Consider the following 26,178-nt stretch of genomic DNA (forward strand, 5'->3'; position numbering starts at 1 on the left):
TTAAGACTGTTTTGAATTTGCTTAGACTCTCTTAACATCTCTCTGTGTCTTCGTGCCTCTGTGGCAATCCGTATATCATTAACCTCCGATGAAGAACTTAATCAGAAAAGGTGGGTTTGGATATCTCTTTTTTATAAGCAGGATGATGAGTGCTAAGAATAGACAGAATAGAATTAAAAGAAAATAAGATAGGAAGAACGTCTCTATGCTTATATATACATCTGCCTCAGTTGTTTTTCCGAAGCCGGGTGCTATGAACTTGGAGATGATTAGGAAATGCAAGAAATAAAAAAATAAAGGACTAACGCCAAGTAGCCGCAGAGGAGTATAGATTTTTAGATTAGAATTCCACTCGACAAGAAGATACAAAAGTAAAATTCCACCGAAATAGGCGGAGTAGTAAGAAAGCGTTGGCGGATAAAATAATTCTGTGTAATTGCCTCTTGCGGCTAATCGAAATTCGTCGTTCCAGAAAAAAATTCCTAGAAGTAAAAGAACTAATCCAATAAGGAATACAAAACCATTGTCTCGCTTTGATAGGATTTCTCTACTCAATCTTAATTGGGCAAGTAGTGCTCCCGTAAATGCAATTCCTATCCATGAAAAGATTGGAAACCAACCGTCAATAAACCAGTGCTTGAGGATAACAATGAATTGACCTTCGAAAGGAACAAAATGTCCTTCTTTCCAGATCAGAGGAAAACTTGGTTTTTCCACATAACCAAAATAAACTCTAAGCATTGGAGCTGCAGCAAAGATTAGGATGACGAAGAATACTTTAAATGGCAATTTCATTCTCATAAATAAAGCAGTCAATGGAAGTGCCAGGCCTGTCAGATACAATACGTCTACTGAAATAAAGGGATAGCTTTTCCATAGAAATGTATCAATACTAGCCGCGACAAACCAAGTGAGAAAACCTCGAAGTAGAAAATAGGAAAGCGGATAATTCTTGTTTAACACTGAGAATCCAACCAGGAAACCTGCGATCATCACAAAGAGTGGTGCGGCTAGAGAGCCAAATACAGTTAGTATAAATGGGTGAGGTGCTTTCAGAATTTCTCCTGCAAAGTTTGATAGAATCATTGTTGCTATGGCGAGACCGCGTAGAACATCTAGGGTTTGATTTCGTGGAATAATTTTAATTTCTGTATTTGTCATTGGTATTGCTTCTTTCAGATTTTAATTCCATTCTTTCTAGTCAACGTGAATTCGATGTAAGAAAAAGAATTTACCACAAAGTTCACAAAGAAATGAAATATACAAAGAGCACTAAGGAAATTCATGCTAGAAATTGGATAAATCAAAAACTTTGCATTCTTTTCTTTGTGGTTAAAAAATCCTAATACCGAATTCATGTTAGTCAATTGTAAAATAGAAAATAAATTTTTGCGTGACTATTTAGAACTACCACAATAATGTGAAATGTATGTTTGATTCGGTTCCTCTTAGGAAGTCGTTTTACCAATTTCTTGCATTCTTTCTAATTCTATTTTTTTTTACGATTCCTGTATTCAGTGAGTCTCCAAGGGATATTCCTTTTTTAAGGACTACGGAGACTGCTTTGCAAACATCCGTTTATACTTTGGTGTCTAAAGATACAAATGTCCGACTCAAAATCATTGGAGTAGTTCACGTCGCTGACAAAGAATGCTATTTGAATATTCAGAAAATTATTAACGATTTGGATTATCTATTTTATGAAGGGATTCGAGTGAGTAACAAAGCGCAGTCGCAGGTTGTAGATGATAAATATCCTGTCAGTTTGGTGGCACAATCTACCGATGAAACAGATACTTTGCGCAGTATCAAAAAATATTCCGATTTAAAATTGGAAATTGCTCGGTTTCTCAATTTTGCTGATCAAGCCGACCATTTAAGACCTAAGGCAAATTGGATCAATGCAGATATAGACTTTAATCAATTCGTAGAACTTTTGAAGACTCATAGGATTCAGTTTGATTCCCTTTCATCGAACTTTTCAGGCGATAGCCAGTCTATTTCGAGAGACTATCTAGAGATCATCAAGATGAATCCAAAAGATAATCCAGAAGAATACCGAGCTAAGATTGCAAATTTTAAAAAGAAAATGTCTCATAATCTTGTGAAATCCGCAAATGATTTGGCTTATTTGGAAGAAATGCGCCTTCCCCGTGAGGCTATAATCATAGAAAGAAACAAAATTGCCCTTACTTTTTTAAAACCTAAGTTTAGTTCCCAAATTCCACTAGAACTCGGTCTACTTTATGGTGCAGCACATACTCCAAATTTTGTTGAAATTTTAACTCGTGAATACAATTTTGAAATTGAGTCCTGTGAATGGCTAGACGCGTGGAGTCTTGAAAATTAAACTTACTATATACTTTTCGTTTTTTATAAAAACAAATAATTTCCTATGGCAGATGGTGAACAAAATCAAATTTCAAAACAACTGGTCAGGTTTGTAAAAACATGGCTCTTATAGAAACATTTATTATTCTTCTTTTAGTCGCAATCAATGGCTTTTTCGTAGCTGCTGAATTTGCACTAGTGTCTTTGCGTCCTTCCAGATTGGAAGAAATGATCAAAGAGAATCGTCCTATGGCGAGTCTCACTAAGACTGTTCTTGTTAGGCTAAACGATATGCTATCCGTGTGTCAGGTGGGGATAACAATCGCTAGCCTACTTCTAGGTTGGCTTGGCGAGAAATTCGTAGCTGTAGGACTCAAAGGCATTTTACAAATGGTAGATTTTCCAGGTAAGGAAAGTTGGAACTTGGAAGGTGTTTCGATTACAATCTCTTTTATGTTCATTACCTTTATGCATATTACGCTAGGGGAATTGATTCCTAAGTCGATAGCCATTCAGAGCACCGAGGTCATTGCGCTTAATTCCTCTTTACCTCTATTATTTTTCTATTACCTATTTTATCCAATTACCTATTTCATGAATGGAATCACAAATCAGTTTATGAAAACGCTTAAGCTGAATAATCTAAATCATAAGTTTGTCCACAGTGCAGAGGAGCTTATGATTCTTTTAGAAGAGCATACCAAGCAGGGTAATATTGATAATGCAGAGTTGCAGATCATTCAAAATACGTTTGAGTTTTCTGAGCATGAAGCAAAAGAAGTTATGACTCATCGTCTGAGTATAGTTGGTTTTTCCGCTGAAGAAAAGATTAAAGAAATTCTACCTGTAATTGCCAAGAATCATTTCTCTAGATACCCTGTTTACAATAAGACGACAGACAAGATAATCGGTGTTATCCACGTTCAGGCTGTTATAGAATGGCTTGCTCGAACCAATCGGAATAAAAATGCAACTGTGAAATCAATCATGCAAGCTCCTGTATTTGTTCCCGAAACTCTTTCTATTGAAAAAGTATTACAAAAGCTTCGCAAATACAAACAGCATATGGCAATCGTAGTGGACGAATACGGTGGAGTAGCCGGTCTTTTGACTGTAGATGATATTATGGAAGAAGTGTTCGGTCCAATTCATGATGAGACAGATGTAAAGATTGAAGCTTTGCATGATGTAAAAACGGATTCTTATACCATTGACGGCGAAGCAGAGTTAGACGATCTAGAAGATATACTAAATGAAGATGAAATGGAAGGAATGAAAGATGTCCGAACCATTGCAGGATTTTTTCTTGAGAAGCACCAGGATATGCCATCTGAAGGAAGTTCCATTACAATTACAAAGGGAACTCTCACTGTAGAAAAGATGCAGGGAAATAAAATTCTAAACATTCGCTTTGATTTAGCACCCGTTCACTATATCCAAACAAAAGAAGACTATGACTAATCCTACTAAAGAAATTGTAATTGCGGTTACTGGTAGTATAGCCGCTTACAAGACTTGTGAGCTTGTTCGCAATTTAACAAAGGAAGGATTTCCTGTGCGTGTCATAATGACTGCTCATGCTACTGAGTTTATTGGTCGTATTACATTTGAAGCGTTAAGCGGTAGACCTGTTCGCATCAATGAATATGATACAGGCATGGCTCATATCGAATTGAAAAATATTGCCTCCGTATTTGCCGTAGTTCCTGCTACCGCGAATATCATTGGTAAATTCGCAAACGGAATAGCAGATGATCTAGTAACGTCTACTTATCTTGCTTCCACTTGTCCTATTCTAATTGCTCCTGCTATGAATCCCGGAATGTATACAAGTCCGGCAGTGACACGGAATTTACAGACTTTAGAAAAAGATGGGGTTCAAATATTGGATCCATCTTCTGGTGTTGTAGTTTGTGGTGATGCTGGACAAGGAAAATTAGCTGACATTAGTTTGATTCAAAACAAAATCATTGAAATACATAAGAAAGCAATTTGATAATTACATTATTATGATAGCAAAATCCTTTGCGAACCTAAAATCGGAAGAGAATTCTATCGTTCAAGATAAGGTCAAATATCTTTTCCTTTTTAATTTGATGACTCTTTTTATTTGTCTGATTTCTTTTCCTGTGGCTATTTATCGTAATACGCTCTCTGGTAGACCTGGTCTATTTATTATGACAGTCACATCTTCTATCACTTTAGTTCTTTTGCTAAATCGAAAACCTAAATATGCATTCGTGTTTAGTTCGTTCGGTTTTTTACTTACGATGACTGTTGGTGCATTTTTTGGAACCTTTCATGGACATGAAGGAATTTATTTTCCAACCATTATCATTTTCTTTCTTCTTTTTACTTCTCTGCGAGTTACAAGTTTTACTATTCTTTATAATTTCTCTATAAGCATTGCAATATATTTTATTAAAAGGAAAGAGCATGGACTCGATCTGAAATTCTTAATTGATAATATGATTGCTCTCAGTTTATTTTCTGGAATGGCTTTGATTGTGGTGCATGTATTTGAAAAGCATATAAAAAAAATCGAAGCCCAAAAAGACAAGCTGGCAGAATTTCTTAGCAGTGAGAAAGAGTTATCGAATTTACTCTTACATCAACCTAACTCATTTATTCATTCTGCTTCAGAGGAAGAAGTTTCTCTTAATGAACGTAAATATGCGAAGTCCGGTTTAAAGGCAGATGAAGTTAAAGAAATAATCCATAAACTATTAAAGTATATGGAAGAGGAAAAGCCATATCTGAATGAAAATTTAAAAATTACAGATTTGGCGAATGAACTAAAGGTAAGTAAAAATAATTTGAGTCAAGCGATCAATGATGGGCTCGGAAAAAATTTTTATACTTTTCTAAATTCGTATCGAATAAATGAGTTTATTCACAAAATAAAAAAGGAAGAGTATTCCTACCATTCTATCTTACGCATTGCAATGGATTGTGGTTTCAATTCAAAGTCTTCTTTTAATTTTACATTTAAGAAGATTACAGGATTAAGCCCAAGAGAATTTAAAACAAGAAATATTGACAGTAATCAATAGTGTGGGTATGATAGCAAATGAGTGAAAAATAAGAATTTGTTTTAGCAAAAAAATGAGTTTACATTTACAAAACTGTCACTAGGATAACGCCAATTATATGGAAAAAAAGAAAAACGACTTCAAAATTTCAAAATTAACAATTCGAGTCAAGCTGATGTCGATCATTTCCTTGATTTTCATTATATCCATTTCCGCCATCATTCTAATCGCGACCTATTTCTTTAAATCAGATAGTGAAATTCGAGTTCAAGAGTTAAATATCAAACTTGCAGAAGTCATCGGACTAAAAGTAAAGACAGACATTGAATCTGTTCTTGATAAGACGCGGCTAATGGCAAATGCTGAAGAGCAGAAGTTCAATTCAGAAAAAGAGAAGCAGAAATTCACGGAATCATTTTTTAAAGACGATCAAAATTTTATTCTATTCGGAATTTTTTCAGAAGAAAATGGAAATTTAAAACCAAAGCTAGTAAATTACAATGATAAATATCTTTCAGAAAACAGAGTAACAGAAGAAGATTTAACTAAAATTTTAAAACTTCATTCAAAGGAATTATTAAAAGCATTTCATGGAGAGCCTGTGATTCACAATGCAAGTCCTGGCTTTCCGTATCCAGTCATTGCTCTTGCGATTCCTCACCGAAGTGATTATGAATCTAGAACAATCCTGGTTACTATTTTTAGAATGGAGAAATTCTTAAGCGCGTTTAAAACATCCGGTATCACAGAAAATTTTATGGTGAATGGAGAAGGCATTGTTCTTGCGCATCCAAATTCCAATATTGTTTTATCGGGAACAAATCTCTCCGAGTCTCCCATTGTGAAAGCGATGCTTAAGAGCACAGTGGATAATGGGTTAACGCGCTACGAAAACGAAGAGAACTCTAAAAAATACTATATGGGTTCTTTTAAAAAGATTGGCTTTGCAGGAATCGGTGTCATTTCTACTGTGTTAGAAGAAAAGGCATTTGAGCAAGTCTACAACATTCAAAGAAGAAATCTTCTCATTATGGCAATAACACTTTGCACTGCAATTTTAGTTGTATTCTTTTACGCGAACTCACTCACAAATCCAATTTTAAACTTAGTATCTGCAACAAAGAAAATAGAAGAGGGACAATTTCGAGTAGATATAATTCCGGCTGCCCGTGATGAAGTTGGACTACTTACAAACTCATTTGTAAAAATGGGTAAGGGACTAGAAGAGAGAGAGAAAGTAAAGGATGCACTTGGAAGATTTGTAAATAAAGAAGTTGCAGAAATGGTTCTTAACGGAGAATTGAAATTAGGCGGTGAGAAAAAAAATTGCGCGATATTCTTTTCCGACATACGCTCATTTACCGCAATATCAGAAAAATTAGATCCGCAAGAAGTTGTCGAATTTTTAAATGCTTATATGACCGAGATGGTTCGTTGTGTCAATGAAACCAATGGAACGGTAGATAAGTTTATCGGTGATGCAGTGATGGCTACATGGGGTGCGGCATTTTCTCGTGGGAATGATGCAGAAAACGCTGTAAATGGCGCTCTTATGATGAGAGCAGCACTCATGAAGTTTAATGAAGGCAGAGGTGGAGACAAAAAACCAATTATTAAAATAGGTTGTGGTCTAAACTATGGACCTGTAGTAGCAGGTCAAATTGGTTCATCGGATAAGATGGAGTATACCGTAATTGGAGATGCTGTAAATCTTGCTTCCCGTGTGGAAACACTTAATAAACCTTTCGGAACCGATATTTTAATTAGCGAAGATTTATATTTGATCGTAAAAGATATTTTCAAAGTAGAAAAAATGAAAGCGATTAAAGTAAAAGGAAAATCAGAGCCGCAAACAATTTATGCAGTTCTAGGAAGACAAGACGATCCGAATTGCCCAAAAGATATGGATGCAGTAAGAAGGCTTGTCGGTATTAAATATGAAGCTCCTAAGCCTTCCGAAGGAAAAGAGGAAGAAGACGAAGAAAAGGAAGTCAAGTATGAAATCCTTGAATAGCAACAAGATTGTAGTATCTGTTTTGCTATTTTTAATTTTTTTCTTTTCGCTACTTCTTTATTTTGACTTCAAAAGAAAAATCGGGATTGGCGATAAAGAGATAATAGGAATTATCCGCTATAAAGAAAAACTTATCCAAAGAAAAATAGATGGGCAAGTTGTCTGGGAAACAGTTGATAGAGATACACCAATTACAAATCTAGATTCAGTTCGAACTGCTGATCGGTCAAACGTCACCATTGAATTAAACGATAAGACTCAGATAGATATGGATCAGAATAGTATGATTCTATTGGATTTTTCCAACCAGAATATCAATCTTGACTTCGCCTATGGAGCATTTACCGCTAAAAGATCGGAAAATGAAAACACAAGTGAATCAAAACTCAATATTAAGTCAGGAGATAAAACAATCGAGCTTCAAAAGTCGGATGTTAAACTCACAAAGACAGATGACAAGAATTTGAATCTAACTGTCGATAAGGGAAATGCTACTATCAAAACAAAAGAGGGAGAACAAGTAATACAGAAAGATCAACTTGTAACAGTCAAGGAAGAAAAAGTAGAAGTCCAGGCTAATCCCGTTAAGCTCACAAACCCCCTCGATCGTTCTATTTTTATGACTGCCAAAGATTTAGTTGCTGTTAGTTTTTCTTGGGAGCCGCAAAGTCCCAGTCAGAAACAAGTAGACTCAGTAACTAATCTTGAAATTTCCGAAGACTATCAGTTTATTAAAAAGACAAAGAAAATCTCCGTTACAAAAGAGAATAGCGCAGAATTACAATTACCCACTTCCACTTATTACTGGAGAGTAGTTACGAATAATCAAAATAAGCCTCCCGTCGTAAGCGAAGTCAGAAAGTTTTCCTTGATCAATGAAGAGCCTATTAAGTTATTTTCTCCTGCGAATAAGGCAAAGTATACCTACACAAACTCATTACCTATCGTTACATTTTCTTGGAATAAGAGTGAGTATGCGTCATCGTATAAGTTGGAAATTGCGAGAGACAATGAATTTAAAGATATTGTTAAGTCGCTCGATTCACATACAAATCGGTTTGGTTTTGATGGACTCACCGATGGAAAATACTTTGCAAGAGTCAGTTCAAAATTTGTATCTGCAAATACGGCAGCACAAGTCTCTGAAATTGTAATGTTTTCGGTGGAGAAAAAAGTAGACTTAGATCCTGTAGAGATTACTGCTCTTGATACAACTACGACAACAGTTACTGCCGTAGAAAAAGAAAAGTTTGTTTTGAATTGGAAAGGTTCGCCTGAATACACGAACTATGAAGTTCAGATTTCAGACGATAAGTCCTTTAATAATATTCTAGAAAATCAAAAAGTTACAAAGAACTTTCATGTTCCAAGTAAGTATTTAAAAAAGAACTCTTATTATTGGAGAGTCAGAGGGATTACCAAAGACGGAAAGAACTCAAATTATTCCACATCTAAGTTTGAAATTAAAGAGCCTGCGAGTCTCGAATTTATTTTCCCAAAGGATAACGAAGAGTTTGCGGTTAGACAATCAGATAAAATAGACTTCAAATGGAATAAGGTTGACTTATACGGAAACTTTAAGTTAGAAATTTCAAATAAGCCAGACTTTACTTCTATATATAAGTCAGAAACAACAGCTTCCTTTGGGACTAGCCTGGATGGTTTTAATCCGGGCACTTATTATGTGCGGCTAAGTCTTGTTAATTCTGAGACCAATGAGGAGCTTCTAAAGAGTAAACCTAGGTCTTTTAAAATCCCTTTGTTATTGAACGAGCCAATATTAAAGAGTCCAAGACGATCAGAAGTTGTAGATATGTCAAATCTCGATACATTAAACTTTAATTGGGAGCCAGTTCCAAATGCTGTTTCTTATAGAATCGAACTTTTTCAAAAAGCGGATAACGGTGATAAGCTTATAGTTTCAGATGATGTAAACACGAACCAATATGTTGTAAAAGAATTGAATATTTTAGATGAAGGCAAGTTTAAATGGCAGATTAAGGCTAAAGTTAAATCTACAGAAGGGAAGGATTTCTTTTCTCCGATAGCAGTAGAGTTTTTTACTATCGCATTAAAATCAGCGCCTTCGTCTGCACCAGAGATAGTAACACCCAAGAAACAGCATATTGATAAGAAATTTTAGTGAGGTCGAGTTTGAAAAAAGTAAAGTCAATTTTAATTCTGATTTGTTTACTCCTAACGGCTAATGGAATTTTGCCTCAGGCTACTGATGTTCATACAGGTAAGACAGTGATTCAGTGGAAGCCAGTCGAAAATGCAGAGAGTTATAAATTGGAAATTAGACCTGAGAACAATAAACAAATACAACTTAGTCTCAAAGAAAACCAAGCGCATTTAGATTTAAAACCCGGAAAGTATGAATATCGCGTAGGTGTATTAAATAAGTTTAAAAAAGTAAAACATTGGAGTAAATGGCTACCCCTCGAAGTTGTGTATTCTCAGCCACCTGTAATCAATGATGATTCCAGGTATTCTTTTTTTCTTCCAGAGAAGGAACAGGAAATAGTGGTTAAAGGCAAATACTTTTTAGAAGAAATGGAAATTGAACTAGAATCTAATTCAGATAAGATACCTATAAAGAATCTACAAAGAATTTCTGATACTGAACTAAGATTTAGAGTAAATCTAGAATCTTATACTAAACCGGATCAAATCCAGCTAACACTTAGAAACCCCTTAAATAAGTTTACGACTAAGAAATCTTTTTAGTATTAGAAGAAAAGCCGAAGCCTAAAGAGCCAGAAGTTGTAGTTAAGGAAGAGAGAGGAAATGGTAAACCAGAAGAGCCTGCAAAATCTGAAACAAAAGAAGTAAAGGAGCCAACGGAGTCTAAATCTTATTCGGCTGAAGTTATCCCTCCTCTTTGGAGATCTAGTTTAGTTCCGGGTTGGGGACAATACTATAAGACTGAAAAAACAAAAGCATATACAATTGGTGGCTCTGTTCTCTTTTTTCTAGGTAGTTATTTTTTCTTTGAGAGTTATAAGGATTATTCTGTAGCTCGATCGGAAAGATATTCGAATCTGCTTTTTTTAATACCGGGAGAAAGAAATTTATTACCCGCAGCATTGTATCTAAGAAATCAATCTGTTCACTCACGCAGTGAAGCCCAGGACAATCTAGAAAAACAAGAAGCAGTGCTTGGCATTGCGGCTGCTATTTACATCTATAATATTGCGGATATTCTATGGAATAAAATGCCAACGGAGAAAGCGATTGAATCCAGTGAAAAGACTTCGGGGCTTTTTTTGAATGTAGGCAATCAGGGACGAGGAAGTTTTCAATTTGGTTTTTCGTATCGTTTTTAAAACTACTAAGCAGGAATTACCTCTACGTTAAATCCTTTGCCAATTCCAGATAAGAGTCTGAAAGAGGTCTTCTGCCAATTGGAATCTTTATTGTAAAGAATGGTTGCATCGATTTTTTTTTCGTTCATTGCTTTCATCCATCCAATGATGGCAGGGACGGAAGATGAGTTCATTGCTTTTAACTGTGTAAAGTCTATTATAATCTTTTTACCTTTAGCCTCCTCAATTATTTCTAGATAATAAGGCTCTAGGACATTGATTAATTCTTTGTTATCACTCTTTCCCTGCCAAGAAAAAATAAATGTATTTCCTTTTTCTTCTGCATTGATTATTAGATTTCCAAATTCGAACGATTTCATTCTGCTTCCTCTATTTTTTTTGTAGCTATAACGGTTATTTTTTTTCCTGAAATTTCATATTTGAGATTAAACTCGGTTTCGTAGGCAATTCTAAATAAGCCCAACTGGCTTTGTCCGGTTTTAGGATTTTCAGCAATCTCTTTTAGTCTTTCCATGTAAAGAGCTTCTAAATCCTTTGCATTCTTTATCTTATCTAAAAAATCTATGAAGGCTTGAACGCTTTCTACAGACTCAATTCCATTCGAAACAGAAATATTTAGTTCGTGTTCTTTACTATATCTAATTTCGAGGGAGACGTCTGTGGCATCGTCCGTGGATAATCCGTATTTGATTGCATTCTCAAATAATTCCATGCATACTATTTCTAATGTTTCGAGAGTATCTATTGTGAACCCTTTTTTTTCTATGAGAGAACTAATCTGTTTACGAATATCAGTGACGACACTCCAAACAGGCTGAGCACTGAACTTCATGAAAAACTTTATATCCATATTTTGCGTCATTTATCTTCGTCTCTTTATTTTCGTTTGCAAATCATAAAAGTGGTATCGTCTTCCGTTTTAAAATCTTCTAAAGATTTTAAAATGCTCTGTTTGATTACTTCGACAGATTCACTTCCTTTTTCTTTGAGAATTTTTACTAAGCCATTAATCTCATACATATAACCATCAATATTTGTAGATTCAGTGATTCCGTCGGTAAATAAAAGTAATACGTCACCAGACTCCATATTAATATGATCTACCTGGAATTCATTGTGTAAATCATAATACCCAATCCAGCTTCCGTTTGTTTCAATAATTTCTACAGTTTTTTTCTTGGCTACATAGAGAAGTAAATCTTGGTGCATGCCTGAATAATAAATAGACCCATTTGCCTCTTTCAAAAATAAAGTTAGGGTCATGTATTTTTTAAGTTTCATTTTTTGGATATTCGAACTGATGACCTGGTTTACTTTACTTAAGAGCAGGGCAGGGTCTTTCGTTTCTAGAGAATTTAAAATGGTATGAATAGCAGTTTGAGTCATCATCATGAGTAGCCCTGCCGTAACGCCATGTCCACTAACGTCCCCAATCACGAACCATTCTCGTCCCTCCGTTTGAATTACATCGAAATAATCGCCCCCAACTAAATCAGCGGTTAACATATAAGTAGCCACATCGAAACCAGAAAGAGTCGGAGAGATTGGAAGAAGAGAAGTCTGAATATCCTTTGCAATTTCCATTTCAGTTGTGATTCTGGTTTTTTCTTTCGTGATGCTTTCTAAGTTTGAATATAGACTTGCATTTTCGATAGAAATTGCAGCTTGAGAGGATAATATCTTAATTACCTCAATTCGGTCTTTGGTGAATGCACCAGACGTTAGATTATTTTCTAGATAGACGATTCCTACAATTTTTCCTTTGCTCAAGAGTGGAATACATAAGACCGATTTAGGTTTATTTTTTCTAATGTATGAATCTTTTAGTTTTCCTTCTTTTGTAACATCTTCGATTACTAGTTCTTGCTTTGTTCTATTTACGAAGTTTACTATAGATGAGGATAATAGCTCACTATCTTCTCGCAATTCTTTTCGGTCAAAGTTGATTTTATTTTCATCTGCATTCCAAGAAGTTTCAATGAACAGTTTTTCATTTTCTTCCAATAGTAAGAAACCTATTTCTGCACCTGCGTTCTCGGCTAGGACTTTCATTAAAGAGCCAAGCAGGTTGCTTAAAATAATTTCGCCCGAAATAATCTGAGAAGCTTTTAAAATGGAAACAAAATCAAGGGAAAGGTTGGCTTCCATTTTAGTTGTGCTCTCTGTTGTTTTCTTTGAAATGTTTTTTTTGCCGCTAAAATAATCCAAATCATTTTCATTGGTTTTAGTGCTTAGAAAAGGGTATTTTTTTGCCAGTAAACCAAGTTTGCCCTTAGCCCCCCAATTCGAAAACAGGTAATAAGCTTTTTTCAAATGCACTTGAGCAAATTCTTTTTTTCCTAATTGAAGCCAGAATTTTGCATATAGTTCATTGGCAATGGCTTCTTCTTGGGTATAATTACTTATCTTTGCTAATTCCATTGCTTGATCATAAAAGTCCTGTGCTGATTGTTTTTCTCCTAAGACTCTATGTTTTTCTGCTTCTACAAGATTCCATTTATGCGAATAATTCATTGGGGCATAAGATGCCCAGTATTCAAGTTGCGATTGATTTTTCTCCATTCTTTTCCATTCTTTTGAATCAGTAAAAGGTAAATCTCGATTATTCGCATCATGTAAAGCTAACCCTGAAAGAATTAATAAAGAATCATAGAAATATAAATTCACCTCTCCCACTGTGCCACCGCCGGCGGTAAGGTATTCTCTTGCTTGCATTGCATCTTCTTCTGCAATAGTATAATCTTCAAATAGGTAATGGACGAATAGTTCATGAATAAAAAAATAAAATAATCTAGTTCTATCATCGGAGGCTTTTGCTTCTTCTACTGTCTTTTGACGCGATACAAGAAAATCCGTTCCTATATGATCTTCTTTCCCGCTTATTTCTAATGCAGCATTCAAAAAGATAGAACAGTAATTAGCCGCAGTTAGTTGGTTTACTTCTCTTAGCTTGTCTCTATAAGCTAGAAATTTTGTTTTTAGAGCAGGTAATGGATCCCCCAGCCAGAATGAATTCAGGCATAGAGAATAACCATTATAACCCACAAATTCTAATGCTCCCGTTTCTAGCCCGACCTGATAACCATCTTGCAAGATCGGAATTGTTTCGTGTAAATGAAATCTTCTATGGAGCAAAAATAATCCAATTGTAATATGTGTAGCAGAGCGCATGATTTTATTCTCTGGCTCTAAAACAAGACGATAGGCGACATGTCTAAACTCATCCATAGAAGGTATATCATGAAGGATATTATTCAATAGAATGCCATAGGTTGCATAACTAAAAGCAGAAATTTGACTATTGCCGAATTGAATGGATAGGTTTACCAAAAGTATAATTAGCAATGGAAATAATGGAGAGCCAGAATTATAGCAGGATGGAATTAGGCAGGCACCAATATTCATAATGGAAAGTATTTCTGGATCTTTCATTTTTGGGAGAGAAAAAAGTTCTTCAATCTTTCTGTCTCCAAGCAGGAAATTAATTTCCTTCATTCCCTCTAGGTAATTCTCCGGAGTAGGTCGTTCCGGGAAATGAATATCTAACTTGGATAATATGTGTTTGCCGGTAGCAATTGCTTCTGGAAGTCTATTCTGTGATGCAAGCGCTTGGATTTTGACGAAGTAGATTGGAACTTGATCGAGTGAGTTACTTGCATTATTTAGTAAGTCTTGCATCCACTCATTCATTAAGTCAAAGTTTCCAACAAGAGAGGCAACCTCAGAACCAAGATCATGAAAAGCCAGATTCATTTGATAGTTATCCTTCCATCCATTTGCACCGAGTAGTGCAATGCCATTCTTCGCATAATCAATAGTAGCCTGATAAGCGCTAGAAGCTCTTGCTTTGCGGGATGCTATTAGGTTGAGTGAGGCTAATTCTATTCTTTCCTTTTGACTTTGTAAAAGGGAAATTCCAAAATTAAGTTGATTGACGAGAGAAAAAATATTATCTTCTTTTTCTTCTTGGGACATTCTACTTTCAAGAAGTCTACCTATTTGGAAATGAGTTTTTGCACGTTCCATTTCTGGAATGAGAGAGTAACAGGCCTGTTGAACTCTATCATGTGCAAATTTATATTCTGGAATTCTTTCTTCAATACTATTTTCGGAAGAAGGAATAAAGTCTGAATCCGAAATACTACCAATTAGAATAATAAAATTTTCCATGATTGCTGGATGTAGGTAATGAAGAGTATCCTCAATAGAATATCCTGCAACAAGCCCGACTGTCTTTAGATCAAACTGGTTTCCTATGCAAGCGGATAATCTCAATATATCTTGCGTATTCATAGCTAATAGCTGAATTTTCCCGGTCATGAATTCTACTACATTATCAGTAAAACCTCTTTTTTCGATTTTTCCTATATCCCAAGTCCAAATTCTGTTTTTATCATCGAAATATATTAGTTTTTCTTGCGCTAGAGATTTTAAAAATTCATTCAGAAAGAATGGATTTCCGGCTGTTTTTAGAAAGACTAATTTGGCAAGAGAAGTTACATCTATAATCGGCAAATTTAAAGTATCCCCTATGAGTTCAGTAACGTTCTCTAGACTGAGAGGGGAAAGAGAAATATAATTTAGAATAGCACCAGCACCTGCAATTTCTTCGAGGGTAATGGATAATGGAGATGTTACGGATACCTCGTTGTCTCGATAAGCGCCAATTAAAAACAATCCGGGAGAAGGATGACTCATTAGCAGATGCATGAGTCGTAGGGAAGCCCCATCCGCCCATTGAAGATCATCTAGAAAAATAACAAGAGGATGTTCCGGTTTTGTGAATACTTTAATGAATGTCTGGAACACTAGATTGAAGCGATTCTGTGATTCGTTTACTCCAAGTTCGGCTAATGGCGGTTGTTCGCCAATGATGATTTCAATGTCAGGAATTACATCTACGATTACTTGCGCATTTTCGCCGAGAGATATTATTAGCTTTTGTTTCCAATCTTCCAATTGTTGCTGGCTTTCGGATAATAGCTGTTTGACTAGGTCTTGAAATATGTTTACGAATGCTTTATAGGGAATGTTTCGATTGTATTGATCAAACTTTCCGGAAATGAAGTATCCTCGCCTTTCCGTGATGGGTCTATGTATTTCGTTGACTAATGCAGATTTGCCTATACCGGAATATCCTGCAATCAGAAGCATTTCGCTTTTGTCGGACACAACACGATCAAATGCATCGAGTAAAACTTCCAATTCTTTTTCTCTACCGTAAAGTTTTTGCGGAATCTGAAATTTGCTAGAAGTATCTTTTGTTCCAAGCTCAGTAAAAGAAGGGATATAATTCTCTATGCCAGAACTGATAATAGCAAGATCATATTGTATGCCGCTACTACTCAAGTATCTGTCTTCAGAAGTCTTAGAAATCAATTTCATAACTAAATCGGAAAGAGGAATTGGAATGGAAGGGTCAATTTCACAAGGAGGAATTGCATGTCTAGCAATATGGGAATGAACCAATTCCATTGAGTCACTGTAGTCAAATGGTAATTTGCCGGTAAGAAATTCATAGAAGGTAATACCGAGAGAATAAAAATCAGTTCTGTAATCAATCGTTCGATTCATTCTACCCGTTTGTTCAGGAGAAATATAAGATAGAGTTCCTTCTAGAACATTTACATTTTCCAACATAACATTTTCTATGGCATAGGTAGTAGAAATTTCAAAGTCGATTAGTTTTAGAACTTCTGTATTTTGATTGTAAATAAAATTGGAAGGATTTATATCTTTGTGAATGATATTATTTTTGTGAACATCTTTAATTGCACTTACCGTTAGAGCTGCAATTTTAAAAAATTCGGCTAATCTGAATTTGCCTCTGCGATATTCTTTTAGAGATATAGCGTCAATATCCTCCATAGCAATTGCTAATCGGTTTTCTTGTTTTTCTAAGCTATAGACTTTTATAATATAAGGAGAATCTATTTGAGAAAGAATGTTAAATTCATGATTTAGCTTTGCGATTACAGCAGGAGAGGGAAATTCACTTTTGATTAGTTTTAGAATTGCTTTAGTGCCGTTCTTCTTGTGAACTGCTTTCTGTATTTCTACAAAATTGGTTTCATAGATTTTTGTTTGAACTTCATAATTTCCAAATTCTTGCATATTGCGCCATTAAAAAGGTATAAAATAAATTAGAAAGAAAAGAAAGGAATTTTACAAGCAATTATTAGGAGAAAAAATAAAAACGAAATCAGTCAATGTTTACAAGCTCTGTTCCTTTATAATAATGAGTCAGAATATCACGATAGTCGTAATTTTTTTCAGCCATGCCCTTACTGCCCCATTGACTCATTCCTACACCATGACCAAAGCCCTGTCCTTTGATTTTAAAAAAATCGTCTTCGAATTGAATTTCAAATAGGAGAGACCGCATAACTGTTTGTCCAACGGCTCTTCTAAATTCGACTGCATTCATGAGCGCAGTTTTTTCTTTGCCTTCTATTTCTAGTGTCTTAGCTCTACCCGATGGCGTGTATTCAGATATTTTAATTCCCTTGATTTCTTCTAGCTCGAGGGATTTTAATTTCTCTTGCAGTTGAGTGCGGCTAAGAGTAATTTTCCACTCAAAATTAGTAGCTTCTTTGCAGTGAGGAGATTCTACTGCGACTAGATAGGTTAATCCAGTGTAGCCCCAGACATGTTCGGGTGATTCCGTTTTGCCACCACTATTGCTATGATAAAAAGTCCTTGCTGGTTTATTTTGGTAAATCAAAATTTCTCCCGTTGTATCTCGGACTGCTTGGTTAGACCTGACAGTCTCCCGCTTGATTCCTCCATAGACTTGAGATTGAGTGGTAGATTCTACATGATAGGTGCTATTCGGAGCGGATAATATAGAATCGACCGCATAAGTTCTAGCTGCGACTGCCTGAGCTTTGAGAGCTTCCGTATGCCAGCTAGAAGGCATTTCCGCAGGAACAACTCCCATAAGATAGTCTTCCATTTGAACTTTATTTACAAATATAAATTTTCCAGTAGCGACCTCCGGGACTATTTCCAATTCACCATTATAAGAGAGATCTTTTAGAGTAAACACATTTGTGTCGAACGTAATTTTTACTTTTTCTTTTGTCTCAGCAGGAAGGAATAAATAGTTGTAATCCACATCGAGGTTACTACTTGTTAGCTGTAAATGAATTTTTCCTTTTGATTTGATTTCGAGTGATGTGTCAAACTTTCCAATGTTTACTTTGATTGTCTTTAATAATTCTTTGTCAATCGGCTTCCATGATTTCTGAAAGAAAGAACTACAAGAAATATATAATAAAATAAATGCAAAGGCTAGTATGTAAGTAATAGATTTTATCATGGAGTTTAAATAATTTTTAATTTTGAATTCTCAATTAATTCACCTTACACAATGTGAATGAGCAGCGTTGACTAATGGTGCGCTCTTAATTCAAAATTCATAATTCAACATTCTTAATTAATAACATTATCGGGAAATTGTCAATGGGAATTTAATTTTAAGATTTGTATATGCTTGCGATAAGTTGACGTTTTATCAAGTAGGGGTCAGGAAGGGCTTCCCCTATGCCCGTCGGATAACTTCCGGTTGCCCCTCGAACCCCAAGGAAGAGTATAAGAGAAGCCCTTCCTGAGTGGTAGTATGTATATCGTTATCTTATCGGAAGGTTATAGCATTCTTATTGTTATGACTCAGCTCGGTAAATAAAAAGACAATCGGCTGCACCTTCTTTTACTTGCATGGAGCAAATAGAATCTTGGATGACAAAGGAGCCTAAATGTTCTCGATTCAAGTAGAGTTTGACTTTATGCGTTAAGGTATCGAGTAGATTATCTAGAACATAATAATCTTTCATATCTTCCGAAAGTTTCTCCAGACGTTTTTTGAAGACTATGTTCGGCAAAGCTTTTGAATATTCTACAATGTCATTGCAGATTAAATCCAATTTATTATTTTCGGTTGAATTCAAATATTCGATGCTTGTGTTTAGATTTAGTAACAATCCACCTCGAAAATTAGAGATTGAATCTGCTACATCATCTACTTTTTTTTCTAACCTTGAGGCTACGTTTACATCTTTTCCGAAGACAGTGTATTCTCGCAAGTCAAGAGCACCGGTAAATCCTTCTTCGACTTCGGCGACATTCATTCCGATTCGAGTGCGAATTTTGATTGGTTCTGAATTCTCATGAATTTTGATTTCACTAATGGCTAATATTCCAATTGCCGCTTGTAACATTCTGAATAAATCATTCTCAATATTTTCGGACAAAGAAAAGATTGCCATAAATGCGTCACCAGCGGTTTGCACGACGTAACCCCCATGCAGTTTAATATGAGCAGAGGCTAAGTGTTGGTATTTCTTGATTAATAGTCTTGTGGACTCTGCTTCATCAGAAGATGCAAATTGATTTACCAATTGTCCGAAGCCTTTTAGATCACTGAATAGAACTCCAATTCTTTTTTGTGCTTGCAAATGCTTTGGCTCAAGTGGGGGATAATCATCCTTTGCCCATAATCTATTCTTAATGAATAATTGTAAAATATGACTCGGCTCATATCTATCATGCATAACCTCTGATCTACTTGCAAGTTTTTCAATTAGATTTTTTGGGATTAGCTCAATTGTTTTTAGACCAATGATTCGGCTTAGGTCTGGCATTTCAGTGATTACATAAAAGAAATTATGGTAGTAGGTGATTTCTCCGACTGTCTTCGATTCTTCGATGAAGCCAATCGTATCTTTTAATAGATTTCCTTTTGTGACTGTAGTTCCAAATATTTTTCCGAATTCTGTTGAGGCTAGGTTTTTACAATACTCCTCGGATAGATCTTTTTCAAATCGTGAAATGTGTTCTTTGATTTGAGTTTGTTCAATATCTCCTGAATTATAAATGCCATCTGTTTCTTCGATTGGGATTTGTATATCGTCTATCGTTGTGATTCTAGCACTGAAAAAATTTATATCAGACCAAATCTTGGAAGATTTATAAAAAATATAATAGGTTTCATTTATATCGGTATCCTTAATTTTTAAAATTAAGTTTAGCCGCGCCATAATTCTTGTAATACAACGGTGATTATCCACTTTTTTCTCCAATCTTTTTAATTAACTCACCTTGCGCAAGGTGAGTGACCAGCGTTCCCAGCGCTGAATGTGGGGTTACACCTAACGGTGGGTTCGCTGCCGCGGGCAGTTAGTTTCATTGCTTTATTAGATTTATCTAATATTCTTATCCCCACTAAAAATTCCATTGTTTTATTCATTTGTATAAGATGACTTAATTCATTGTTGCTTTTTTTAGGATCATCTTATACATAGTGTCTTTTCTGTTGGTTGTTATACCGCAACAAGGACTTTTGATATTCATTTTTGTTAGATCATATCGTTTGTCTTCTAGGTTTCGAAGGTTCTTATACGCAACGGAATAAATTTCTTCTACGTGAATGTCTAAAAGCTCTGGAGGCATTTCAGAAGAAAAATTATAGAATGTTACATCACGGACAGTTTTCGCAAGACCTCTGCCGTCTATCGTTGCATTTTTATTTCCAATGCTAAAATTCAATTGGATTTTATTGTAAAATTCTTTGTCACCTGCAATATCGAGCAAACTCAATGTTTGCTTCTCTAGAAAGTTTTCCATTTGTTTAATGATTCTTTCTCCTTGTTTCAAATCATTGGTTGCTTTGAATTGAAATAAAAGCATGATTTCACTTTCCGGTAAAAGAATTTTCCATAAATGAAAACCATCATTGTCTTTGTTCATTTTTTTTAAGAGAGTTTGGATGTATACAGAGGCAAACTTAATTATTTTAGCTCTACCTTCTAGAAATGCTTCCTTTCCTGCTTTGCCTTGTAGTTTAAAATCAGGATGAGGATAATAAGAAGCAATGCTTGGAACAAAAAAATAATTTCCCGGATCTGCGGCTAATTGTGCCTTGACTATATCAGCTAAATGGTTTGCCCCGTTTGTCCAATCTATAATATTTGTGGAATCATTGAAGTTTGATTTTTGCACATGCTCAAGAACTCGCCTGAATTTCGGAAGTATGATTCTATTCTTTATGAAGTCAAAATCTTGGTTCGTATAATCACGAATAACCTCAACAAAGTAATCTAGAATTTTATCCGTTATTTTATCGAAAGAGCTAAATCCTTCTGATTTATTCTTAGAATTACGGGCTTCAATTTCTAATTCGTAGAGGGTAACATTGTTTGGAATAGAAATGCAATCAATTGCTATCTCGCAAATTTCTTGATTATCAATGAATGCAGAAAAACGACTCGTATCCACAGTGAAGCGGCAGAGTTCTTTCATAAGTGAGCCATCTATGTCTGCAAAAATTCCTGCCTTCACGACTGCTTCGTGTGTTTTTATCGAATCCACTGAGGATGAGGCAAAGATTGCTTCTCCTTCAGTGAGCGTTAACTTGTAATTATTCTCTACTCTACCTGTTAGAGAAGGATTCTCAAAACCGTATTCAGGTTTTTTGAAGGTGATAAAAAAATCATTCTCTCTTTTGCGAACGCTGAATTGTGCTTTTTTATTTAATAAATCCAAGGCGGGCGTATCAAAATAAATATAAGGTCTAGTCTTCTTACTCTTTGCAGTGAATCGAATTTTCTGATTGGACTGAATGGATAATTCTTTGAAAGATTCATTGTTTAAAACTTTATAAATCTGTTCGGTTAAAATATATTTGTATTCGTATTCTTTTTGTATACCTTCGCTAGAAGCTTCATTCACTAATTCAATAATTTCGGATATATATTCTCCGCGTCATCCATCCAGATGAATTTTAGTTTTTTTATTAAACGTCTCTTTGTTGTATTTATTTTTACTCAAATTTTGCAAAACCATTTTTTTTACATACCATTTTATTGTTTCTTGACTTGAAACACTATAGCTTTTCAGCTACGAAGAGAACTCTGTTTTATTGGGAAAAAAAGAGATGAACGAAGAGAATGTAAAACAATACCGAGAAGAAGTTATTAAATATTTAACAGATCCAGACAGTCCAGGCGAGATTGATTTCTTGGAAAGACAAATGCTCACTAGAACTAAAAAGCGTCTTGGTATTTCTGACATCTTAGCTAAGGATATTGAAGATAAATTAATCTTACAGTATGCAGCAAAAGTAGAAAACAATTGTGAATTAATTCTAGCGAATGATACAGAAAAAAAAATAGAGAGTTATGAACTAAGAGAGCAGTTAAAGAATGATCTCAAACGCCTCGGCACGCAAGCAAAATATGATAGCATTGAAATCGTTTCCATCTTCAACGAAGGAAAAACAGGAGCGTTTGTTTTTCAAGCCAAGGTAAGAAAGAATAAAGAAGAGTCTTTATATGTTTATAAATACGATTACTTTCCTAAAATATTAAAAGAATACATTGGATTCGAAAAGAAAAAACAATTACAAGGTCAGATCCTTCCTGCTCATTATGATTTTATGCAAGGCTCACCAGAATACCATTCTGGATTTTTACAAATGCCACCAGCACAAAATTTTGCAGGGGGAAGTATACTTAGATCTCTCAAGCAATTATTAACAGAAAACATTCTTGAATTTGATATGGGAACCAATCAACGAAAGAAATTGTCTTATCCCATTGGGCAAGTAGTTCATTTTCTAGTGACTAAGTTCTATTATCCGTATCAGAAGATTGAAAATCTTTCTTATCAAAATAGTTTCGAGCAATTTCTTCCGCCTAGAGAAGATCATAATGGTAAAATTGTTTTTGAAAATGAAACGATAGACACTACGATTTATTATAAAGTCAGATCTCTTGATATTGTAAGTTATGATTTATATCCAAAGACAAAAGAAGTGTCGGGTGTAAAATTTAAAATGCTAATTCCGTCTAACGGTTTTTTCTATCGCAGGGATGCAAATGCAGAAATAAATTACAATGACACAGATAAATTAGTCTATAATTTAAAATCATGGAATCTATACATCGAAAAGAAGCCAAAGAATATTCCGGAGAGACAACAATTTCTATCTGATATTTCTAAAAAATATTCTTTCTTAAGTGAAGTTTCTAAAAAATTTAACTTATCAAATATTTTCTCCAAAGCTTCAGGCGAGTTTCATCTAAATGATATTTTGCAAACTAAGGGGACAGTGTTTAATACAAGTTGTCTTCACGGAGATTTGAATACTGCTAATATATTATTATGCAAATTAAGCAATGGGCATTTCAGCCCGCTTTTAATTGACTTTTATGAAACAGGCATTACTGGAAATATGTTTTTTGATTTAGCTAGACTTGAAGCTGAGATGGCGATTCCACTTCTCTCCTTTGAACTCCGAGACAGATTTAATCTAAAGTCTGATACGAATGCGTTAGCCGATATGCATATCAATTTTATTTTAAATTTTGAAGAGCAATTGTTTCAACTCAGACAAGATGAAAAAGCGTTTAATGGTGATTTTGTGCTCTTTGATTTTAGGAAAAGTCTTTCTACAGCCGTGAAGGATATATTTTCAGAAACAGATTATGCTGAGTTTGAATGGTTTAAAAATTATATACTTGCGATTGGCATTTATACTATCAAATACAGCAAGTTTAGAGAGACAAATCTAAATAAACTTGTCGCAACGGTTTGGGGAATGCGTTTCTTTCATCGGTTTGAAAATTTTAAATCGAATGAGGCTAGAAAAGTCTTTGATCCAACGATCAGTGCGATGGTGAGTGCAATTCTCACTAATAAATTTCACCGCCTCAAGCAACGCTGCACAGAGCAAAACAAAGAAACTAAAAAGCTACTCGGTATAGAGCAAGTCCCTATTAACCTTCACGTTGATTTTCACGGTGAGCTTAGATCGTATTTTCAATTATTCTTAGAACAGAATAAATACAATAGCTTCTTTTTAATGGGAGACAGTGGAACGGGTAAGACTGTGTTCTTGGATTATTATACGATGGCACAGGAATTTTCTTTTCCAATTTTATTTCTTGCGGGGAATAAAGAATGCGAGACAGAAGATAGTTTTATCAAAGAGATTAAACTAAAACTAGGTGCTGAGTTTGATAGACCCGATTGGCTTAGTCTTCTAGATCACACTCTCGATGACGGACCCGATAAGTATAGATACTTAGTTGTCATAATTGAGAATACTTATTATAATCCTGACCCGACTCTCTTTATTAAATCCTTTTTACGGTTAATACAAGAAATAAAAGGCGGCAAAGTCAAGTTAGTCGTTCCATGCACTCAATCGTTTTGGGATGAAAATATAGAATTTACCGAGGCGACACAAAAAATCATTTCGATGAATGCCTATCCACACATGGGTGCTTCTGGAAATTCCGCCAGTTACTATCAATTAACCCCTCCAAATGACTCAAAGACTTCCGAGTTATTAAATAAATATTTTAAAGAGTATAAGATACATGGTAATCTAATTGGAAAGGCGGAAGCATTAGCCAAAAATCCGTGGATACTAAGTCTTTTTTGTGAAACTAAAAAGAATACTCATATTGGAAATTTGGATCATGTTTTCTTTGTTGATATCATTGAAAAATTCATAGAGAAGAAAAACAAAAAAGTCGCTGCCTTCGCTCGGTTGCCTGAAGCTGCTGTTTATAAATTTATGCTTGCGATTGCGAAAGAAATGGAATCAAAGAATGCTTTCTTAATTCAAAAGGATATTTTTTATAAAATGTTCCAAGAGCATTTTCCGAAAGATGTAAACTTTGATACATTTAAAAATTCCCTTTTTCAAACTGGCTATATGTCAGGAGACTCAAATAAATTCCAATTTCGCCATTTAGAAATTCCCGCCTACTTGATAGTATCCGATAGAATTAAAACTTTCTCTGATGAAGGCACACTCGAACAATCCTTTGACGTATGGCTCATACCAGCGATTAAGAAAATAAAAAAAGTTCCTTTCTATGAAATTCTTGTTTATTATTTCATCACTCTTTTATTTAAAAAATTTCCGGGTAATATGGATTATTTCCATCGGGGAATTGAAAAACTAATTCAATCGTTTACACCAGAAGCAAAGTCTTTACTTTACGCACTCGGTAGAATATTTGCGAGAGCTATTTGCACTTTACCAAAAGTAGATTCTAAGACAGCAAGACTAATTATAAAATTCCAAATGCTTTTTGAATCTACAAAACGAAAATACAATGATCGTGTTTTGGAAAAAGCATACAATACTTGCTTTGTTTTGATAGAAGATAATTTTGTATATGACAAAGATGCAATCATCTGGACAGAAAAATTTGAAAAATTCATTCAGACTAGAGACACTGTAGAAATTATCAAGACACTAAAAAGCTCTGATACAAAATGGGATGAGTTACTTCATTTCTTAAAAAATGATTATAAGAAAAATTCTAACTTCATTCGAAATTATCTGACTCCGGTATTAGATATTTTAAAGGAGAAATTGCATGATAACGAAATTCCTCTTATTAAACTAAGCGAAGACCTGCTCAATCTAAATAAAAAGAGTCAGTATAAATATGCAAACTTCGAAAATAAAATCTACGATATTCTTTTTGAAATAGAAAGGACTCATAGAGAACAGGCAAATCCACAATACCGCAACAAGGCATTAGAAGTAATTGCGCTGAGAAAAATTTATGATAAAGAAACATTTCGAATTGTCCTTGACCAACTTTACAAATGCAGCAACGCAGAAGATGAGTTTGCGCACCTACTCAGATTTTTAATTAACTATAGCGACTTTGAAAGCGAGATTGATTTTACTGCATACGAGACACTAAAAAAATTACTAAAAGATATTAAATACGAAAAGTTAAGTCACAATATGCGAAAGCTTCTAGATGACTATCTACTCAAACATTCTCCCCAACTCATGTATCCACTCGTGAAGGCGATGAAGCTTGGTCCGATTGATCAAAAGAAATTTTTAATGATAGCGAAGAACTCCGAAAATGGGGATAAGGACATTCAGCCGGTGCTCTATATCATCATTAAAAATCAGGATGAATTTTTACTCAAATACAATAAGCAATGGAAAGACTACAACTGGGTTGGCGAACAATTAAAACACGATCCGGGTGATGATAAAGAAGTCCTGATAAAAAAAGCAAAAGAAATCGTAGAAAAAAAATTACGACTCGAAGCAGGTAGTTACGACATACACCACTTAACCACTATCAAAGTGCCTTACGAGCGTTATTCGCGCAGTAGAAAAAAATACGTTCAATACATTCGCCATCTAACTTATCTCACAATCAAACAGCCCTATGTATTCAGCGAACTTTTAAAACTAGAAGACTTGAAACCATTCAAATGGGATTATATCTTAGAGCCTATCAATATCGAAATATCCGGTCCTGTAAAAGACTTAGTAGATATTTTCTCTGCTCCAAATGTGATTCAGAAATGGAAGGATACAATTAAAGATGTGTGGGTAAGACCGGTTTAGATACCAACCACCTATAATTCCTTGACGCTAAGCTTATACGATTTTACAACAGTTGTAGACCGATAAATTATT

At 34.9% G+C, this 26,178-nt stretch carries 17 protein-coding genes; 9 read left to right on the forward strand and 8 right to left on the reverse strand.

Going from position 1 to position 26,178, the window contains the following annotated elements; genetic code table 11:
* Nucleotides 1-78 precede the first annotated feature (78 nt).
* Nucleotides 79-1,161, reverse strand: a complete 1,083-nt coding sequence (locus tag IPH52_22630; protein MBK7057795.1) for a DUF1624 domain-containing protein — start codon at nucleotides 1,159-1,161, stop codon at nucleotides 79-81.
* 14 nt (nucleotides 1,162-1,175) lie between these two features.
* Nucleotides 1,176-1,358, reverse strand: a complete 183-nt coding sequence (locus tag IPH52_22635) for a hypothetical protein (GenBank protein ID MBK7057796.1) — start codon at nucleotides 1,356-1,358, stop codon at nucleotides 1,176-1,178.
* A 71-nt stretch (nucleotides 1,359-1,429) separates the two neighbouring features.
* On the opposite strand from IPH52_22635, the gene IPH52_22640 reads away from it, so the two are divergent.
* From IPH52_22640 to IPH52_22675, 8 genes are all read left to right on the forward strand, one after another.
* Entirely contained in the window at nucleotides 1,430-2,350 is a 921-nt protein-coding gene (locus IPH52_22640; GenBank protein ID MBK7057797.1) for a hypothetical protein, read from the forward strand.
* A 101-nt stretch (nucleotides 2,351-2,451) separates the two neighbouring features.
* On the forward strand, nucleotides 2,452-3,792 hold the full coding sequence (locus IPH52_22645) for an HlyC/CorC family transporter (GenBank protein MBK7057798.1): 1,341 nt from the start codon (nucleotides 2,452-2,454) through the stop codon (nucleotides 3,790-3,792).
* On the forward strand, nucleotides 3,785-4,327 hold the full coding sequence (locus IPH52_22650; protein MBK7057799.1) for a phosphopantothenoylcysteine decarboxylase: 543 nt from the start codon (nucleotides 3,785-3,787) through the stop codon (nucleotides 4,325-4,327). Before IPH52_22645 ends, IPH52_22650 begins: the two co-directional genes overlap by 8 nt.
* A gap of 13 nt (nucleotides 4,328-4,340) precedes the next feature.
* On the forward strand, nucleotides 4,341-5,384 hold the full coding sequence (locus IPH52_22655; GenBank protein ID MBK7057800.1) for a helix-turn-helix transcriptional regulator: 1,044 nt from the start codon (nucleotides 4,341-4,343) through the stop codon (nucleotides 5,382-5,384).
* A gap of 97 nt (nucleotides 5,385-5,481) precedes the next feature.
* Nucleotides 5,482-7,377, forward strand: a complete 1,896-nt coding sequence (locus IPH52_22660; GenBank protein MBK7057801.1) for a HAMP domain-containing protein — start codon at nucleotides 5,482-5,484, stop codon at nucleotides 7,375-7,377.
* Nucleotides 7,361-9,520 (forward strand): FecR domain-containing protein, encoded by a 2,160-nt coding sequence (locus IPH52_22665; protein MBK7057802.1) that lies wholly within the window; start codon nucleotides 7,361-7,363, stop codon nucleotides 9,518-9,520. Before IPH52_22660 ends, IPH52_22665 begins: the two co-directional genes overlap by 17 nt.
* A gap of 11 nt (nucleotides 9,521-9,531) precedes the next feature.
* Complete coding sequence (locus tag IPH52_22670; protein ID MBK7057803.1) at nucleotides 9,532-10,107, forward strand: hypothetical protein; 576 nt, start codon at nucleotides 9,532-9,534, stop codon at nucleotides 10,105-10,107.
* A 359-nt stretch (nucleotides 10,108-10,466) separates the two neighbouring features.
* A complete protein-coding gene (locus IPH52_22675) occupies nucleotides 10,467-10,706 on the forward strand; it encodes a hypothetical protein (protein ID MBK7057804.1) in 240 nt (79 codons plus the stop codon).
* A gap of 5 nt (nucleotides 10,707-10,711) precedes the next feature.
* Here IPH52_22675 and IPH52_22680 read toward each other — a convergent pair whose 3' ends face one another.
* From IPH52_22680 to IPH52_22705, 6 genes are all read right to left on the reverse strand, one after another.
* Complete coding sequence (locus tag IPH52_22680) at nucleotides 10,712-11,065, reverse strand: hypothetical protein (GenBank protein MBK7057805.1); 354 nt, start codon at nucleotides 11,063-11,065, stop codon at nucleotides 10,712-10,714.
* Complete coding sequence (locus IPH52_22685) at nucleotides 11,062-11,568, reverse strand: hypothetical protein (protein ID MBK7057806.1); 507 nt, start codon at nucleotides 11,566-11,568, stop codon at nucleotides 11,062-11,064. Before IPH52_22685 ends, IPH52_22680 begins: the two co-directional genes overlap by 4 nt.
* Before the next feature lie 14 nt (nucleotides 11,569-11,582).
* Nucleotides 11,583-16,820 carry an AAA family ATPase gene (locus IPH52_22690; protein ID MBK7057807.1) on the reverse strand — a complete coding sequence of 1,746 codons (5,238 nt, stop codon included), beginning with the start codon at nucleotides 16,818-16,820 and terminating at the stop codon, nucleotides 11,583-11,585.
* A gap of 88 nt (nucleotides 16,821-16,908) precedes the next feature.
* A complete protein-coding gene (locus IPH52_22695) occupies nucleotides 16,909-18,027 on the reverse strand; it encodes a SpoIID/LytB domain-containing protein (protein ID MBK7057808.1) in 1,119 nt (372 codons plus the stop codon).
* A 343-nt stretch (nucleotides 18,028-18,370) separates the two neighbouring features.
* Nucleotides 18,371-19,774: an adenylate/guanylate cyclase domain-containing protein gene (locus IPH52_22700; GenBank protein ID MBK7057809.1), complete on the reverse strand. Its 1,404-nt coding sequence runs from the start codon at nucleotides 19,772-19,774 to the stop codon at nucleotides 18,371-18,373.
* A 193-nt stretch (nucleotides 19,775-19,967) separates the two neighbouring features.
* A complete protein-coding gene (locus tag IPH52_22705; protein ID MBK7057810.1) occupies nucleotides 19,968-21,434 on the reverse strand; it encodes a CYTH domain-containing protein in 1,467 nt (488 codons plus the stop codon).
* Between the two features lie 205 nt (nucleotides 21,435-21,639).
* Between IPH52_22705 and IPH52_22710 the strand changes: the two genes are divergently transcribed.
* On the forward strand, nucleotides 21,640-26,106 hold the full coding sequence (locus tag IPH52_22710) for an ATP-binding protein (protein ID MBK7057811.1): 4,467 nt from the start codon (nucleotides 21,640-21,642) through the stop codon (nucleotides 26,104-26,106).
* Nucleotides 26,107-26,178: the final 72 nt, after the last annotated feature.

The sequence above is a fragment of the Leptospiraceae bacterium genome (genome assembly GCA_016708435.1).
In the GTDB taxonomy this organism is placed as follows: domain Bacteria; phylum Spirochaetota; class Leptospiria; order Leptospirales; family Leptospiraceae; genus UBA2033.